This is a genomic window from Bacillus sp. FJAT-29790, from assembly GCF_019039215.1.
Taxonomy (GTDB): Bacteria; Bacillota; Bacilli; order Bacillales; family Cytobacillaceae; genus Cytobacillus.
On record NZ_JAHNZZ010000001.1, the window covers coordinates 2040272 to 2055913 of the forward strand.

Annotated in this window: 13 protein-coding genes; all 13 read right to left on the reverse strand. The window is 37.1% G+C overall.

What is annotated here, in order from left to right; translation table 11 throughout:
* Positions 1-38: 38 nt before the first annotated feature.
* On the reverse strand, positions 39-1004 hold the full coding sequence (locus BGM26_RS09725) for an ABC transporter permease (protein ID WP_367949331.1): 966 nt from the start codon (positions 1002-1004) through the stop codon (positions 39-41).
* Positions 1005-1071: 67 nt separating this feature from the next.
* Positions 1072-2559 (reverse strand): sugar ABC transporter ATP-binding protein, encoded by a 1488-nt coding sequence (locus BGM26_RS09730; protein WP_217039630.1) that lies wholly within the window; start codon positions 2557-2559, stop codon positions 1072-1074.
* Between the two features lie 72 nt (positions 2560-2631).
* Complete coding sequence (locus BGM26_RS09735; protein ID WP_254119186.1) at positions 2632-3624, reverse strand: sugar ABC transporter substrate-binding protein; 993 nt, start codon at positions 3622-3624, stop codon at positions 2632-2634.
* 661 nt (positions 3625-4285) lie between these two features.
* Positions 4286-5467, reverse strand: a complete 1182-nt coding sequence (locus BGM26_RS09740) for a Gfo/Idh/MocA family protein (protein ID WP_217040728.1) — start codon at positions 5465-5467, stop codon at positions 4286-4288.
* 110 nt (positions 5468-5577) lie between these two features.
* Positions 5578-6516, reverse strand: a complete 939-nt coding sequence (locus tag BGM26_RS09745) for an aldo/keto reductase (RefSeq protein ID WP_217039632.1) — start codon at positions 6514-6516, stop codon at positions 5578-5580.
* 73 nt (positions 6517-6589) lie between these two features.
* Complete coding sequence (locus BGM26_RS09750; protein WP_217039633.1) at positions 6590-7774, reverse strand: MFS transporter; 1185 nt, start codon at positions 7772-7774, stop codon at positions 6590-6592.
* Positions 7775-7823: 49 nt separating this feature from the next.
* Positions 7824-8588, reverse strand: a complete 765-nt coding sequence (locus tag BGM26_RS09755) for a DeoR/GlpR family DNA-binding transcription regulator (protein WP_217039634.1) — start codon at positions 8586-8588, stop codon at positions 7824-7826.
* A 95-nt stretch (positions 8589-8683) separates the two neighbouring features.
* Positions 8684-9547 (reverse strand): class II fructose-1,6-bisphosphate aldolase, encoded by an 864-nt coding sequence (gene fba, locus BGM26_RS09760; protein ID WP_217040729.1) that lies wholly within the window; start codon positions 9545-9547, stop codon positions 8684-8686.
* Positions 9548-9603: 56 nt separating this feature from the next.
* On the reverse strand, positions 9604-10455 hold the full coding sequence (gene iolI / locus BGM26_RS09765; RefSeq protein ID WP_217039635.1) for a 2-keto-myo-inositol isomerase: 852 nt from the start codon (positions 10453-10455) through the stop codon (positions 9604-9606).
* 119 nt (positions 10456-10574) lie between these two features.
* Complete coding sequence (locus tag BGM26_RS09770; RefSeq protein ID WP_217039636.1) at positions 10575-11438, reverse strand: sugar phosphate isomerase/epimerase family protein; 864 nt, start codon at positions 11436-11438, stop codon at positions 10575-10577.
* Between the two features lie 75 nt (positions 11439-11513).
* On the reverse strand, positions 11514-12551 hold the full coding sequence (gene iolG, locus BGM26_RS09775; protein WP_217039637.1) for a bifunctional inositol 2-dehydrogenase/D-chiro-inositol 1-dehydrogenase: 1038 nt from the start codon (positions 12549-12551) through the stop codon (positions 11514-11516).
* Between the two features lie 250 nt (positions 12552-12801).
* A complete protein-coding gene (gene iolE / locus BGM26_RS09780) occupies positions 12802-13695 on the reverse strand; it encodes a myo-inosose-2 dehydratase (protein WP_217039638.1) in 894 nt (297 codons plus the stop codon).
* A 12-nt stretch (positions 13696-13707) separates the two neighbouring features.
* On the reverse strand, positions 13708-15621 hold the full coding sequence (iolD, locus tag BGM26_RS09785; protein ID WP_217039639.1) for a 3D-(3,5/4)-trihydroxycyclohexane-1,2-dione acylhydrolase (decyclizing): 1914 nt from the start codon (positions 15619-15621) through the stop codon (positions 13708-13710).
* Positions 15622-15642 lie beyond the last annotated feature (21 nt).

A 15642-nucleotide genomic window follows, 5' to 3' on the forward strand; every position in this document is an offset into this window, starting at 1 on the left:
ATCCCACGAATGATTCTACAAATAGCCATTTCATCAAGTTAAGCTTTTTTATTTTTACGAGAATCAATTAATACAGCGCTTACAATGATAGCGCCCTTTAAAATTTGCTGCCAATAAGACGATACCCCTAATAAATCTAAGCTATTATTCAAAACACCAATTATCAATGCACCAATAATCGTCCCAGGAATTGTTCCAACACCGCCAGAAAGACTTGTTCCGCCAATCACCGCAGCTGCGATAGCATCTAACTCAAAAGAGATACCCATGCTTGGCTGACCTACACTAACCCTTGCCGTTAACATCATCCCTGCAATAGCTGATAGCAAACCTGCATAAGCATAAATTAAGATTAAGTATCGATCCACATTGATCCCACAAATTTTAGCCGCATGAACATTGCCACCAATTGCATAGGTGTATTTACCAAACTTTGTTTTGCTGAGTAAAATATGTGAAATGATACCAATTGCAAGAAACACGATTATCGGGAACGGAATGCCCGCAATTTCCCCTTTACCTAAAAACATGAAAGATTCAGATAAATCCGGGACAGGTCTCCCATCACTGTACAACAAAGCCAAGCCTCTCGCGGCAGTCATCATCCCAAGAGTTGCTATAAATGGCGGTATCTTTCCTTTTGCGGTAATGATTCCATTTATGCCTCCACACGCAATCCCGATTCCAACACCGAGTGCTAATGCCCCTATAAGTGAATCACCTGGGTGAGCAAAACTTGCCACCATTACTGATGTTAAAGCAATAACAGAGCCAGAAGATAAGTCAATCCCTGTTGTTATAATTACGATTGTGACACCCATTGCCACAATACCGATGAAGGAAATTTGACGAACGATATTTAGCAGATTCTGAGTTTTAAGAAATGCGGGTGACAGAAAAGACATAAGAATAACCATCGCAAGCAAAATAAAGACGATACCATACTTCCCAAGAAACGGAAACACCTTATCTTGCCAGACATTTTTATTGCTACTTTCTTTAATTGGTGAAACTGGGCTACTTATTGGATTACTCAAATGAAAACCCTCCCTATTATTTTTCTAATAAACACTAACTATATGCTAGTTCTAAGATTCTTTCCTGGTTTGCTTCTTCTCGTGCTAATTCTCCTTTTTTTTGCCCTTCATGCATAACAATTACTCGATCGCTCATTCCTAATACTTCTGGCATTTCAGACGAAATCATTATAATAGCTTTTCCTTCTTGTGCTAATTTGGACATCAGCTTGTGAATTTCTGATTTAGCCCCGACATCCACACCCCTTGTCGGTTCATCTAAAATAAGGATGTCTGGATCATTTAACAGCCATCTTGCCAACAACACTTTCTGTTGATTTCCACCGCTCAAATTCATAATGAGCTGATTAATATGTGGTGTTTTAATATTTAATAACTTCACCTGTTCATTGCATTTTTCATTGATTAATTTTCTATTAATATATCCAAACCGTAAAAACTGATTAATATTTGAGATAATCATATTTTCCTTAATGGAAATGGGGAGAAAGGCACCCGTTAACTTCCGATCTTCTGTTAATAGGGCCATCTTGTGCTTGATCGCTTCTTGTGGGGATTTCATCTTTACTTTTTCACCATATATGTAAATCTCGCCAGAATCTGGAGGATCTATACCGAATATACTTTCAATTACTTCTGTTCTACCTGACCCCATTAGCCCAGCGACTCCTAGAATTTCGCCTTTTTTTAATTCAAAACTAACATCTTTAAACTTACCTTTTTTAGTTAAGTTTTTAACTTCTAAAACAACTTCTTTGATTTCTGCCTTTTCTTTATGAAAAACTTGTTTAATCTCTCTGCCGACCATCATTTGAATTAACATGTCCTGATCTAATTCATTTGCACCTTTCGTTCCGATATATTGTCCGTCTCTAAAAACCGTTAATTCATCACAAATTTGAAAAATCTCATCCATTTTATGTGAAATATAAATGATAGAAACTCCCTTTTCTTGCAAAGAACGAATAATTCCAAATAATTGCTCAACCTCTTTATCTGTTATCGCTGATGTCGGTTCATCCATAATAATTAAATCAGCATTATATGAAACTGCCGTAGCGATCTCTACCATTTGCATATTCGCGATGCTCAAGTCCTTCATCTTGGTGCTAGGGTCAATTTTAATATTAAGTGTTTCAAATAACTTCCTTACCTCTTCTATCATTTTTTTATTGTTAACCCATCCTGTTTTACCAAACGAATACTCTCTACCTAAAAAAATATTCTCTGCCACCGTCATGTGTGGGATTGGGCTTAATTCCTGGTGAATCATTGAAATACCGTTTTTAACGGCTTCTTTCGGACCAGATACTTTTAATTCCTTTCCTTTAAACTTAATTGTCCCTTTGTCTGGGGTATAGATACCGAATATTATTTTCATTAAGGTAGATTTTCCTGCACCGTTTTCACCCATTAAGGCATGGACAGACCCTTTTTTAATTTTTAATCGAATATTATCTAACGCTTTTACTCCAGGAAATTCCTTTGTTATGTTCTCAAGTTCTAAAATATACTCAGTCACTTCTTTCACCGCCTAAATCATATTTTCAGTAAAGGTTGCTCAGTAATAATCTGAGCAACCTTCATAACTTGATTACTTTTCCCACTTTTTGATATATTCATCAACATTATCCTTAGTAACTAATCCAAATGGGATATTTATGAATTTCTCATCAACCTTTTCACCATTTATTGCTTTAATAGCTGTTTCAATTGCACCTTTGCCTTGACCATATGCATCCTGAAAAGCAGTGACATTTAATTTGCCATCTTTAACATATTGTAGAGCGTCAATTGTACCATCAATACCAGCAACAATAATGTCTCCACGCTTTCCGGCATCATCTAAGGCCATTATAGCGCCAATAGCCATTTCATCATTATTCGCAACGATGGCATCAAAATGTTCACCTGATTGAATCCAGTTCTCCATCAATGTGATCCCCTCAGCTCTTTGCCAATCAGCTGTAGCTTCCCGTACAATATGGATATCCGGGTGATTCTTAGCAACATCTTTATTCCCTTGAGTTCTCTTAACGACTGCCTCTTGTCCCAAGGCACCATTCATAATTCCGATATTCCCCTTATTTCCTAATAGTTCTACCACTTTTTCCATTTGAATAGTGCCTGCCTCTAGAGATTCAGAACCAACATAAGCGTAGATCTTTTTCATCACCTTTTCATCAGGTGCTCTGTTAACAATGATTACTGGGATATTCGCTTCATTCGCAGCGTCAACCATTGGTTCAATTGCATCTGTATCTACTGGGTTTATAATAATGGCATCGACTAATTGAGTTATAAAAGTGTCAACCTGTGAAAGTTGTAGGCTGGAATCATTCTTCGCATCCACCATTTTAACTTCTACACCATCAAGTTCCTTAACATATTCGTTAATCCCATCATATAAGTAGGAAAGCCATTTATCATCAAATACAGGCATTGCTGCCCCGATGACAATTTTCGTCTTTTCTTTACCCCCTGAGGTCTGATCGTTACTTCCTGAAGTTTTATCTGATCCACACCCCGCTAGTAAACCTGCTAGCAAAACAAAAGTCATTAACAAACCCATTAATTTCTTACTCATAATCATTTCTCCCCCTTAAATTTCTTCCCTTGTATGTAAACATCTATGAAGTCATCCAATAGTTCCATTTCTTTAAAAAGTGGTTTTAAAAAAATCCATCCCTTGGTAGACCAATACTCCTATATTCTTTAATTTCCTATTCCCAATTACTAGAAAATTAGATTAAATTAATAGGGAAGGTTGAATTTCCGAAAATTATTCACCTCCTTTCATGATTTGACTAATCTTTTGTTCTTACACCTCTCCTTGATAAAAATTGTAATATTTTGATCGTATATTCAAAATTTTCTTGCTACCAAGATAATTAAAGCGGTTTCATTTGAGTTACAAAACTAACTTACCCTTACTTTAATCATTAAACTTGTGATCTTTTGAATACATGTTGGTAATATTATGATACTTTCAAAAACACTTTCAGTCAATTAGTTTTTTATGTTTTCTAATAATTTTATATAGTAAAATATTTGACCTGAAAAGCTCGCCGATTAGCGAGCTTGATAAAAGCGCAGATAAAGGGTGATTGTTAATAATTAATAATAGAGATATAAGGCGTTCTGAAAGTTATAACAAGGGTTCATTAAGTTTTTCAATGTGCAAAAGTTAGGTTAGATTATTTTAAAAAATGCAGCACACTACTATATTCATTCGTTCGATGCCATATTTACTCAAAATCAATCCATACGGAGCCTTTGTCAGCTGAACGCACACAATTTTCTACCCAGCGAACCCCTTCCAATCCCGCATCAATATCCGGATAAATCAGTTTACTTAAGGCTTCTTCATCTCCGCGGTTTTTTGCATCAATGGCTATAGCAAACTTAAGATAAATATTTGCCCATGCTTCTGATAGACCTTCTACGTGTAAAGCCCCTAATCGTTCATCTGCATTACAAATATCATCTAAGTATGGCATGGCTCGAATCAAGGTTTGGCTCGGTTCGCCTTGAATTTCGTAAGTTAGTTCTCCCGGCTTACTATCCCACCATTCTAAGCTGGCCTTTGAACCCACAATGCGAATCCTATGACCATCCATACAACCAGCGTTGATAGAAGATGTCCACAGTCTTCCTACAGCACCATTTTCATAGTGCATTAAAACATAGGCATTGTCCTCTAACGGTGCACGACTATGGATAAAGCTTTGCCGATCACATAGTAGCTTTTTAATTTTCATTTTTGGCATAATTAACTGTGACATGTAATATGTATGTGTGGAAAGATCCCCCAAAACAAAACTAGGCCCTGCAATCTTAGGATCAACACGCCACTTCTGTGCAGCATTGGTTTTATCTCCATCATCTTTTGCATTAAACCCGTGGGTATACTGCAAGTCTACCACTCGTATTTCACCAATTTTGTCTTGCTCAATCATTGCCCGCATTTGAAGAAGCATTTGATTACCAGAGAAACCGTATGTTACACCAACAATTTTACCTTTCTCCTCTGCCAATGCTTTAATTTCCCGTACCTCATCTGTAGTAAAAAACAAGGGTTTTTCACAAATGACATGTAAATCAGCATGCAGCGCTGCTTTACAGATTTCATAATGTGTACCATTAGGAGTTGCAATAGATATTACCTCAATGCCGTCTTCTCGTTTTGACTCCTCAGCAAACATAGTTTTATAATCCGGATAGCAACGATCCTCAGCAACACCAATATTGATTCCAAAGTCCTTTCCCCTAGCATATTCAATATCAAATGCTCCAGCCACTAATTGGAAGGCTGTGTTGTCTCTTAGTGCTCCGATTCTGTGTTTATAACCAACCTGCCCAAGTCTTCCCCCGCCAACCATGGCCCAACGCAGCGGTCTTTCAATTTTTCTCTCTCCATTTAACATAATAAAACTCCTCTCATTCGAATATATTTCATTTGAAAATTCATTCTCTTTTTGTAATATAATTATAGGTAGACCCAGCTTTGAAAGATGATTTCTCTAATAGATATAAAATCCTACCGAAAGATCCCATCAATTTCCCCAATTTCATCACGTGTTAGTTCCACATTCAACGTATTTAAGTTGTTTAATACTTGTGCACCCCGCTTCGCACCTGGAATAACAACATCAATTGAATCACGCGTTAAATACCAGGCAAGAACGATATGTGCCACTTCGGCATTTTTTGCAGCAGCAATCTTGCGTAATTGTTCCACCTTTTCTAAGTTTCGTGTAAATGCCTCTCCTTGGAAGTGCGGCATATCACTGCGCAGGTCTTTGGCATCGAACTTCGTACCTTTCGTATATTTTCCTGCAAGTAGTCCGGATGCCAACGGGAAAAACGGCACGAATGAGATATTATTTTCCTTTGTATACGGTAGAAACTCTTTCTCCGCCCCGCGTTCTAGTAAGTGATATCCACCTTGAAAAACATCTACATAGCCATCCTTATTTGCTTCCTTCAACTGTTCGATTGAAAAGTTGGAAACACCAATTGCTCTGATTTTTCCTTCGTCTTTTAATTCTTTTAAAGCTCCCACTGCTTCGTCTTTTGGTGTCTGTTCATCAGGAAAGTGAATGTAGAACAAATCGATATAATCCGTTTGAAGTCGTTTCAAGCTATCTTCTACAGCTTGCTTCAAAAATATAGGTGAATTATCCATCACAATATCTTCCCCGACGAATTTATGTGCTGCTTTAGTCGCGAGGATGATGTTCTGGCGCATACTCGATTCTTTTAATACTTCACCAATTAATTCCTCAGATCGCTTAGGGCCATAGATATAGGCCGTATCTAAAAAATCAACACCGTTATGAAGCGCAGTACGCACTAGTTCTTTTCCAGCCTCTTCATTTAAATTTGGGTAAAGATTATGTCCACCAACCGCATTCGTCCCTAGTCCTATCGGAGTAATCGAAAAGCCTGTCTTTCCCAGTTGTACTTTTTTCACCATTTTACTACCATCCTCTCTATGTAAATGAACTTTTCCAAGTGTTAAATACGGCAGTGTTAAACCCATCAGGTACCTATTGATTTATTTCTAAACCCACTTGAACTGAGTCTTTTCGTCTCCAATTGGTAATAAAAATTGTCGCTATTAATCCTAATGCTGCAACAAAATAAAATCCTGCTGCAATTCCCATTTGCGAATTCAGCATTCCAGCAAAAAATGGTCCAGCGAAGATGCCAAGTGCATACAACGCCTGGTACAACCCCATCGCTGTGGCCTTTTTTTTATGTGGAATCGATTCTATCGACATTCCTAACAGTAATGGAAAAATGATTCCGAGAGCAAAGCCATTAATGCTCTGAAAGATACACAGCCAACTTTTTGACGTGACTAATGGGGTAGCCAGCGTAAAAAATGAGGTCAGAAAAAACAAAATTTCCAATGTTCTCCATTTACCAAAAAATGAGACAAATACCTTACTCATAAATAGAGTGGCAAAGGCGTGAGGTATCATAAATGAAAAGATTACTAGACTAAGATCATTAGACTGAAAACCGATTTTTAATGCGTAGGTAGGGATAAAACCAAACATCGTCGTAAAAATAATGCTGTGAGCTAAAATTGATAATAAAGAAGTTTTTAATAGCTGTGGTTCCTGAAAAACGGATATAAGATCTTTCATTTTCACAGGTTCTCTCACTATTCCTTCTTTCGGTTCAAAAATAAAGAAGGACATTATTGTACCAAAGACACCAAAACCTAAGCCAATCCAAAAAGGAACATGCCATCCCCACTCGTTTACAATATAACCACTTAGAGCCATACCCAGAGATTGCGCTAAGACAATAATAAATGAAATACTACTCATCGCCCGATGAACTTCTTGATTTACAAAATAACTAGCGTATAACACGGTAAAAACAACCCATGTCGCTGCGGCAACTCCAGCAAAACAGCGGGCAATAAGGATCCATATTAAACTATCTGTTACTGAATATATCAAACAACTTATGGTACTAATTAACATCCCAATGATAATAAATGGTTTTCTTAATTTAATAACATCCGAAAAGATTCCAATTGGAAGCCGTAATAAAAATTGCATAAGCCCATAACTGCTTAAAACAATCCCAATAAACGTATATTTCCCCCCAAGCGATTCCATATAAGGGGACAAGGTAGGTATATAAATAAAATGCGAAAACCAAAAAATAAAGGATACTAATAAAAAAATATTTTTATCTTTAGTAGGATTAAACATATTCTAACGACCACTTCCATCGCAACGTTGCCTTTAAAGCTAAACAAAATTAAATCGACTCATCGGCAATGACAAGCTGAATTTCATTCTTTTTAGCGTATTCTTGATAATCCTCGCTTGGTATTTTATCAGTAATAAGGTAATCAATTTCATCTAATCCGCAATAGGTCATTAAACCATATTTGCCAAATTTCCCATGGTCCACTAATAAAAATACTTTTGAGCTTCTTTCAACCGCTGTTTGTTTTATTTCACTTTCCAGGGGAGATGCATTTGTCACATTATACGATGACGAGATACCCGTTGAAGCCATGAATGCTTTGTTAATATTATACGATTTTAATAAATCGTTTTTCTTAAAGCTGACAAATGAATTTGTTTTGCGTTCAAGAACGCCGCCAGTCGAAATAACATTTAAATTCTCATATGGGCGCGCATTGAGAATAAAGTCGAGATTATTTGTAATAATCGTCAAATTTTTAACCTTAATAAATTCAATCATTTCTAAAGTTGTTGTCCCAGAATCAATGAAAATAACATCTCCATCTTCAACATATGTTGCTGCGGATTTAGCAATTAATTCTTTTTGTTTTTGATTACGTGATTTTCGATCACTAAATGATACTAGTGTTGTATCATTCACAGCTACTCCGCCATAAACCTTTTTAATTTCTCCAAGTTCAACTAGCTCTTGAATGTCCCGTCTAATCGTGTTTTTGGATACATCAAAAACTTTAACAAGCTCATCCAAAGATACGGTTTGATGTTCAAAAACATAATCTTCAATTTGTTGAATGCGTTTTGTCTTGATCATTTCTACACACCTTTGTTTAGTTTCCATGTAATAAATTTTGTAAGGTGAAATAGGGAATGCCTTACTTTTCGACTCACCTAAGACATCCCCTTCTATTACACCTTATGACTTGTCTTAAATAACCTCATCTTCTCTTTAACAGTTTCAATAATTGCCTTTTTACCCGGTGTAAGAATGGTCCTTGGATCGTAAACTTGGATGTCATTAGCTAATACTTGACGAACAGCTTGTGCCCACGCTTGCAAACATTCTGTATTTACATTTATTTTCGCGTGACCGAGTTCAATTGCTTTCTCAATTTGATAATCAGGTATGCCTGAGCCACCATGCAACACGAGTGGAATACCTGTCAAATCTGAAATTTGTCTCATCTCATCAAAGCCTAGTTTAGGTTCCCCTTGATATGGTCCGTGAACAGAACCAAGAGCTGCCGCTAATGCGTCGATCCCTGTTTCTTTTACAAGTCGGAAACATTCATCAGGATCTGCATACTTGATTCCACCTACAAGTCCATCTTCCATCCCGCCAACTGTTCCAACTTCTGCTTCAACGGATATTTGTTTAGTATGTGCATATTCAACAACTTGTTTCGTCATAGCAATATTTTCATCAATTGAAAGATGAGAGCCATCAATCATAACAGAGCTAAATCCAGCATCAATCGCCTGTTTACATCTTTCAACGTTCATGCCATGATCCAAATGCAATGCAACTGGAACAGTTATTGACATTTCTTTAACAAGTCCTTTAACCATTGCAACAATGGTATGGAATCCACCTAAATAATCAACGAGTCTGTCGGAAGCTGCTAAAATGACTGGCGCACGTTCTATTTCAGCGGCCTGTAAAATAGCTTGTGTCCACTGTAAGCTGTTAATGTTGTATTGCCCAACCGCGTAGCCGTCTTCTCTAGCTTTTAAAAGCATTTCCTTCATTGATACTAAATTTACTTCTTTCATCGTTACTAAAGCCACTTTTTTAGCACCTCCCCTTCCCAAAGTTAGCTACCATTCATTTATTTTACTTGTAATTGACAATCGTAATACTTTGATACGACTTTGAGTGTTGTATCTTTAGCTGTTTTGATTGCTTCTTCCGCATCTAATTTATAATATTCTGGCCGGAATAATTCAACAGATACAACATCTGAATAACCAATATCCTTCAGTGTTGATAAAATACTACCTAAGTCGATCGCACCTAATCCAGGCCAAACCCGGTCTTCATCTGTTAAAAAGCCAATTGGGAAATCTTCCGTATCATCAATATGCAAAATAAAGATTTTTGATCCCTCAGCTTTTTTCAAATCCTCCAAGTCGGAGCCCATGGCATGGAAGTGGAAACAGTCAAGGACCAGTCCTACATTTTCACGATTTACCATTTCGATAATATCATACGCTTGACCGAATGTATTGACTGTACATTGTGGATGTCCAACAAATTCAACGGCAATTTTAATCCCATACGGCTCAGCAATATCTGATAACTCTTTTAACACTTCAACACAACTGGTTTTAATATCTTGTTTCAATATCTTTTCTTCTGTTACAAGTGGAACAGCCACGACATATTTAATACCTAATTTCTGACCCGTTTCCATCATCTCTTTAAATTCATTAATAATTTCCTTATATCCAGCTTCATCTCGATTATTAAAAAAGACTAAAGCGTTAAATGCTAACGGTTTAATGTGGTGCGTTTGAAAGTAGTCCACTAAATCATCAATTGATTTATCTTTCAAATACTCAGGTAATTTGTCCATTGTACGTATTTCAATATAATCGTACCCATGTTTTTCACAATACTCTAAGTCTTTCACGAGATTAGAGTTTTCAAGTGTAGTAGCCTGATTAAAACATAATTGCATAAGTAACACTCCGTTCCATTATTTCATATTCCCGATCGTGTATATCATATAATTGAAAATTTTTAGAGTAAGCATTGTTATCATTGCTTTTAAAAATACAAGACTACGGAAGAATAAGGTTATACATATAATCCTTCTTTAATGGATTTCAACGTTACTTCATTTGACCATTCTGGTTTATCAGGATAAGCAAATACTGCATTTGTTACAATTCCATCGAATTTAATTTCTCTTAATTTCCGGTATAATGCATCGAAATCAATTTCCCCTTCACCTGGGTTCAAATGCTGGTGTATCGTTACATTTGCATTAGGGGGATTAATAATATATCGTAACCCAAATGCTGCTTTATGATTAAGCGTATCTGCAATTAGAACATGTGCAAGTAAATCTCCCGCTTCATCTATGTGTTTAGCTACATCGCCAATGCCATCATCATAGAAGAAAGCATGTGGGACAGAATATACTAACTTAATCCATTCTTTATCTAGTGCACGAATCATTCGAATTGCTTCTATATTCAACTCAATAAAATCATTAGGATGTGATTGTATATTTAGTTTAATCCCTTCTTTTTCAAAAAGTGGCATTAGCTCTTCCATTGATTTAACAAAGGCGGCTTCACTTTCAACCGGACGGCTTTTGTCACCGGCAAATTCGGTGTTCATCAAATCTACTCCTAATTCAGAAGTAATTTCTATAGAACGTTTCCAATTCTTCACTGCTGCTTGACGCTCTTCTTCATTTGGAGAAGACCATTGTTGAACAGGAAGAACAGAAGAGATTTTAACGCCAGCATCTGTACAATATCTTTTTAAGTCTTTTATGAGCTGCTTATTTACCTTTGGATATTGATAAAACCAAATAAAGTCTTTACGTGGAGATAACTCTACATATTCATATCCTAATCTTGCAACTGTATCGATCGTATCTTTTAAATTAGTATTGTCGCGATAATGTGATGGATCATATGCTAAACGCATGTTAAATTTCCCCTTTCTTTAGTGGGCATCAGTGTTATTTTTCAAATGTCATTAAAATTGCTTTTCTATTAATAATTAAACAGTTTTGCAAACTGTTTTTTCACTATAAAAGGCCGGTTTTTCTTGAAGTGTAACTAGTTCTTTTTCCCCTGTCTGTTGTGCTTTCACACACGCATCAGCTGTTACAGCGGCAATATAGCCATCCCATGATGTCGGGCCATTAGGCTCACCCGTCTTTTTAATTGAATCCATGAAGTCTTGTAATTCCGTATCATATGCGTCGATAAAGCGCTGTTTCCAATCCATTAGGATATTCGTACCTAATGTAGCATCTTTACGGAAGCTGATGCTTTCTGGTTCTGGTAATTTCACAATGCCCTCTTCACCAACCACTTCACATTGAATATCGTATCCGTATTTGCAGTTGACAAACACTTCAACCGTAATGGCTATACCACTATTTGTCTCGATAATAAATATTTGCGGATCTTGTAAATGTTCTAAAGCATTCTTTGTTCTTTTTGGAAAAACAGCCTGTACGGTTTTGTAATCATCATTCACTAACCAATGCAGGACATCAATTTCGTGAATTAATGTATCAACGACAGCCATTTCTGTCGAATATTTCTCATCTACTGTTGGATTACGGTGTGCAGCATGAATCATTAACGGTTCACCAATGAAATGATTATCAATTGCTGCTTTTAATTGCACATAACCACGATCATAACGGCGCATAAAACCGACTTGCACGAGGCGTTTGCCATGTTTCATTTCAGCTTCAACTATGCGCATGGATCCTTCTGCTGTTGTGGCTAAAGGCTTTTCACAAAATACATATTTCCCTGCTTCAATTGCCGCTAAGACCGTTTGTTCATGTGCCGGCCCCCAGCTTGTTACAAATACGGCATCCACATTTTCTGCTGCAACAAGCGTTTTATCATCTGGATATACGTTTGCATCCAATTCAAATTGTTCTACAGCTTGTTGCGCTGACTCTTGATTCACATCTGTCACAGCAACAATTTTCCCACCGGATAATGTATTTGTTACTCTTTTAATATGCTCTCGGCCAATTGCGCCAGTTCCTACCACACCTATTCTTAATGTCATAACTAGTACCTCCAGATTGTTTATTTGATTCCGTTTAATTCGTAAAGATATTTATTCTCGGTATAATTCGAATACCTTAATTACTTAACATAGTTCAAATTCAATAATCGCTTACAAAAGGAGTATGTAATTCACTCTACTCTCAAGGCGGCTTCACCACTGTTACTAGGCCATTTTTGATACTGTTTTCCGGTCGTCATTAGTTCATTCCGTCCCCGGGCTCCGCCGGTGTCATTTCCCCCCTTGCCTGTTACGCATGGATGAGCAACTTTTCATCTATATATCTCCGTGCAATCAAAGCATACTCTAATGGATGGGCAATGGATGGATCTTGTTCAGCCTCAATTACAATCCATCCCTTATACTTGTGTTCCAACAGCACACTGTACACTTTTGTAAAATCGATGCAGCCGTCACCTGGTACTGTAAACATCCCGCTTAAAAATGACTGTAAAAACGATTTTCCTTCTTGCTTACAATGTTTCAACACTTCTTTTCGGACATCTTTAAAATGAACATGTTTAATACGATCAATATGCATATTTAACAATGTCTTGTATTCGCCGTCAGAAACGAAAATATGGCCTGTGTCGAACAGTAAATGTACATGATTCGGATCAGTGTTTGCCATTAATCGGTCAATTTCCTCGATCGTTTGAACACCCGTTCCCATATGGTGGTGATAAACTAATTTCAGATCATAATGCTCAGCGATTTTCCCAAGTTCGTTTAGTCCGTGGCATAATTTTTCCCATTCCTTATTCGTGAAGTAGGGCTTTTCAGAAAAGACATTTTTGGTTGTACCTTGAATACTGTACGTTTGCTCCGATACAACCGCAGCATAGGCGTTGACTTCTTTTAAATATTCACAATGGTTGTGGAAGGCTTTAGACGCCTCCTCCACACCATCACGAATAATAAAACTACTAAACCATTGACCAGCTATTTTTAAGTTTCGAAGTTGAAGTTCTTTGTTTAAAACTTTAGCTTCAGGGAAGAAGCCGCCGACTTCGGTCCCTTCGAAACCAGCCACCACAATATCACTTAATAGGTGCGATAATGTGTTCTCTAAACCGATTTCCGGAATATCATCATTTCTCCAGCCGATAGGAGCAATTCCCCATGAAATCATTCGCTCTTCCATAAAAACCTCCACTTAATATTGCATTGCATTCCGCAGTTTTTGTTGTTTAAATTCATATGCTTTCTGAACACCTTCTTGATTGGACACTTCTGGTACGCCAAGATTCCACCAACTGCCTTCATATCCATCTGTCATCGTTTTTGGCAGTACCTTCATTTCTATTAAAGTAGATCTATCTTGTTTCTTCGCATCCTCAAGTGCAGCTTTTAATTCTTCAACTGTATTCGCACGATATGCTTTAGCTCCGTACCCTTCAGCTACTTTGGCATAATCAATATTTAAAATTTGGTTATCATCAGTTCTGAATTCACAGAAATAGCTGCCATTGCCATAATCCATTTGTAAATTATTAATACAGCCATAGCCAGAATTATCAAAAAGAAGGACATTAATTTTTTTATTGTACTGAATCGCTGTAATAAATTCAGAGTGCAGCATGAGAAAACTGCCGTCGCCGACGATTGAGTAAACTTCTTTTGCCGGATCAGCTAATTTTAATCCTAATGTACCTGATACTTCATATCCCATGCATGAATAACCGTATTCAAGATGGTACGTGTTTGGCACGTTTGAATGCCATAAACGCTGTAAATCACCAGGAAGTGAACCGGCAGCACAGATAATGATACTGTCAGGATCGATGGTGTCATTAATAGCAATTAATGCAGTAGTTTGAGCTAATTCGGTGTTTAAAACATCCGCATATTCATTTAATACTTCTTGCGAAAAATGATTTTTAATTTCTGGATCAAATTTCTCTCTAGTAAATGTCACTTTACTTAGACGATCACGTTCTGCTAACCATTCTTCTTTTAATTTAGTAATCTTATCGCCAAACTCACTCATGTACCCTTCTAACATTGGGATTAATTGCTCGAAGGTTGTTCTGGCATCAGCTACAACTGCGAATGCATCTAATTTATAGGCCTGCATGCGACTAACATTGATGTTTAAGAATTTTGTTGATTCAAAATCAAATAGAGTTTTAGATGATGTCGCGAAATCCGTAAATCTCGTACCTACACCAATTATTAAATCTGCTTGGCGTGCTGCTTTATTTGCCGCAAGCGTTCCAGTGATCCCTAGTCCCCCTAAATTGTTTTTAAATGAGGATTCTATCGCTGATTTACCAGCTTGAGTCTCTACTAATGGGATGTTATACTTTTTTGAGAATTCAACCAACGCTTCGCGTGCTTCCGAATATTTAGCTCCGCCCCCGACAACTACCAATGGTCTTTTGCTCGCCTTAATTAATTCCACAGCACCTTTTAATTCCCGTTTAGTTGGCAATTTACGATCAATGTAATGAACGCGTTTTTCGAAGAATTTTTCATCATAATCGAATGCTTCCCCCTCAACGTCTTGTGAAATACAAATCGTTACAGGGCCTGCTTTTGCTGGATCTGTCATCACTTCAAATGCTCGGATTAAACTAGACATCAACTGCTCAGGCCGAGTTATGCGATCCCAATATCTTGATACTGGTTTTAATGCATCATTTGTTGTGACAGCAATACTGTATTCTTGTTCAAATTGTTGTAAAACTGGATCAGGCTGACGTGTAGCATACGTATCAGCTGGCAACAGCAATATCGGAATATTATTTGCAAGTGCCGTAGCCGCGGAAGTTACTAAATTGGCTGATCCCGGCCCACTGGAAGTTGTAATTGCATAGATTTTTTTTCGCAGCATTTGTTTACTATAAGCGATGGCTGCATGTGCCATCCCTTGTTCATTTTTCCCTTGATAAACCTTCAAATGCCCTGAATCTTGTTCTAGTGCCTCTCCAATTCCTAATACATTCCCATGACCAAAGATATTAAATATCCCTTCAACAAAAGGAATTTCTTCCCCATCAATATGAACATATTGTTGGTTCAAAAATTTAACCAAAGCTTGTGCTGTTGTTAATCTAATTGTTCCCATAAATGTTCCACCTCTTTGTAT